Raw genomic sequence first — 2,828 nt, 5'->3', positions numbered from 1 at the left:
TCTGCCAGACAAAAATGGCGACGAACATTTGGTTGCCTTTTATCGAAAGATCAAAGGGCATCTTCAGACGTACGAAGCGGGGCTATGCGAGTGGAACGAGTCGAACTCGGAATTTGAAATCGTCCGCACGGTATGGAAAGCATCCGACGGGACTCCGCCGCCATCGCTCGCCGAAGAAGGCCATCCGGTATTCTGGACTGACGCAGCGGGAACGCGTTGGCTGCTGTTCGGCAACCCGCTGCCTCGCATTCAAATCGCCGGCACCTACGAAGCCTGGAAAGACTTCGAGAATTGGAAAACGCTGACGCCTCAAAAAACACTTCGCTCGGCCGACGGTGACCGCGAGATCGTACCGCACTCAGGCTCGATTGCATGGAATGCATTCCGCAAACGGTGGGTCACGGTATTCATGCAAAAATTCGGCAAACCGTCCGCCTTTGGAACGCTGTGGTACGCCGAAGCTGACTCGCCCATGGGACCGTGGGGAACCGCCGTCGAAATTCTTTCACATGACAACTACACGTTCTATAATCCACGTCTGCATCCTGAATTGACGCCGGCGGGGGATCACGTCCTGTTGTTCGAAGGGACATATACGGCGGAATTCGCCAATCACGCAGCGCCAACGCCGTATTACGACTACAACCAAATCTTGTATCGACTTGATCTCGACGATCCTGCGCTGCAGCCAGCTCAGCATTCCCTCACGACTTCGCAACCCTAAAAACTGCATCATGCTTTTATCTCTTCGCCAGTTCGCCGCTGTCTTGTTCGCCGCTGTCTTGTTCGCCGCTGTCATGTTCGTTTGCCAGTTCAGTTTTGCGATTGCGGCAGAACCGCCAAGCTCGACTCCGCTTCGTTACACCAAGTGGAGTGGCGAGATCAATGTGCCCGACCCTGTAGCAATCAGTTTTGACAATGAAGGCACGGCCTACGTGACGCAAACGCAGCGGCGGAAGGCACAGGATCTTGACATTCGCAACAATCGCGATTGGATCACCAACGATGTTGGATTCCAAAGCGTCGAGGACCGCCGCGATTTTTATCATCAACGTCTGGCCCCAAACCAAGACCAAGAGAAGAACCGCAAACGCGTTGATGATCTAAACCACGATGGATCGCATGATTGGCATGACTTGACCGTCATCAGCGAAAAAATCCACACGCTGCGTGATCGCGACCACGATGGCACTGCAGATACATTCGAATTATTTGCCGAAGGCTTTCAGACCGAAGTCACCGGAATCGCCGCAGGCGTGCTTTGGTTCAATGGCGATGTGTATGCCACGATTGCCCCCGACCTATGGCGTTTGCGAGATACCGACGACGATCATGTCGCCGACGCTCGTGAAGCGATTGCATCGGGGTTTGCGATTCACATCGCCTACGCCGGTCACGACATGCATGGATTGACCGTCGGTCCCGATGGCAAGATCTACTGGTCGATTGGTGACAAGGGGATTTCATTGACATCACGCGAAGGCACACGCTTTCACTATCCCAACCAAGGTGGCGTGATGCGTTGCGATCCCGACGGCAGCAATTTTGAAGTGTTTGCCCACGGACTGCGAAACGTGCAAGAGTTGGCGTTTGATCAATACGGCAACCTGTTTGGCGTCGATAATGATGCCGATCAACCCAATGAAAAAGAGCGGTTTGTCTATATCGTTCGTGACATGGATGCCGGTTGGCGTTGCAATTATCAATATCGTGGCAGCGGTTTTAATCCTTGGACCGACGAACGATTGTGGGTTCCCCATTTTGACGGACAACCCTCCTACATCCTTCCCACGCTCAAAAATTATATCGATGGCCCCGCCGGATTTACCTTCAATCCCGGAACCGCTCTCTCGTCGGCCTATCGCGATTACTTTTTCTTGACCGGAGCTCCCGGTGGCTTCCAGTTCGCCTTCCAAGCCAAGCCCGCTGGCGCTTCGTTTACGATGGAAAACGAGCATTCGATCGGTAGTGGCATTCCATTGGTTGGGATCAACTTTGGTCCCGACGGGGCGCTGTATGGCGTTGACTGGGGCGGTGGCTATCCGCTGAATCAGTCGGGAGCGGTTTGGAAGATTGACGCTCCCGATTCGGATCTCGCCGAGATACGCCGCGAGGTGGCCCAGCAACTCAAAGACGGCTTTTCGCAACTGTCCGCCACCGAACTCCATCGACTTCTCGGTCACGATGACCAACGCATCCGCATGGGGGCCCAGTTTGAATTGGTCAAACAGAAAAACATCGACACGCTTCGCAGTGCGTTGACATCGGAATCGGAAATGACACGTGTCCATGCAATCTGGGGGCTTGGACAACTCGCACGCGGTGACGAAACCGCAGCCACACACACCTTGATCTCGCTGCTCCGATCCGAGGATGCGGAAATGCGAGCCCAAGCGTCAAGAACCTTGACCGATATCAAGGGTGTCGATGGCGCGATCTTCCTGCCATTACTTGATGATGACAGCGATCGCGTTCGCTTTATGGCAATGATCGCGCTCAGTAAACATTCCTCGGACGATGCTTTCGATACACTGCTGCGGATCTCGAACTCGCTTGCCGAATCGGACCGTTATCTGCGATTTGCGGTCTCGCGAGCGTTGCGAAACTGTGCCACCGCCGATCAGTTGACAGCGGCCCAAGACGCTTCGACCTTGGTCGGCCGACTGAACTTGGTCGTCGCCCTTCGTGGCAATGAATCGCCGCGTTCACTTGAGCCGTTTCTTGGTGATCCCAGTGAGCAGGTCGCGACCGAGGCGGCTCGTGCGCTGCATGACGATTTTTCGAGTGACGAGCAATTGCAGGTGTTGGCCGCCGCGCTGCCCGCGGCC

General features: G+C 55.0%; 1 protein-coding gene and 1 pseudogene. Both read left to right on the top strand.

The features are described 5' to 3' along the window. A pseudogene (locus ABX962_RS34120) lies at nucleotides 1-724 on the top strand (hypothetical protein); the annotation flags it as partial. Nucleotides 725-734: 10 nt separating this feature from the next. Beyond that, nucleotides 735-2,828, top strand: a 2,094-nt coding sequence (locus ABX962_RS34115; RefSeq protein ID WP_372726129.1) for a PVC-type heme-binding CxxCH protein, incomplete at its 3' end; no start/stop codon positions are given.

It is taken from the genome of Novipirellula sp. (genome assembly GCF_041583735.1).
Classification (GTDB): Bacteria; Planctomycetota; Planctomycetia; order Pirellulales; family Pirellulaceae; genus Novipirellula.
This window is presented reverse-complemented; position numbering and strand designations above follow the sequence as displayed.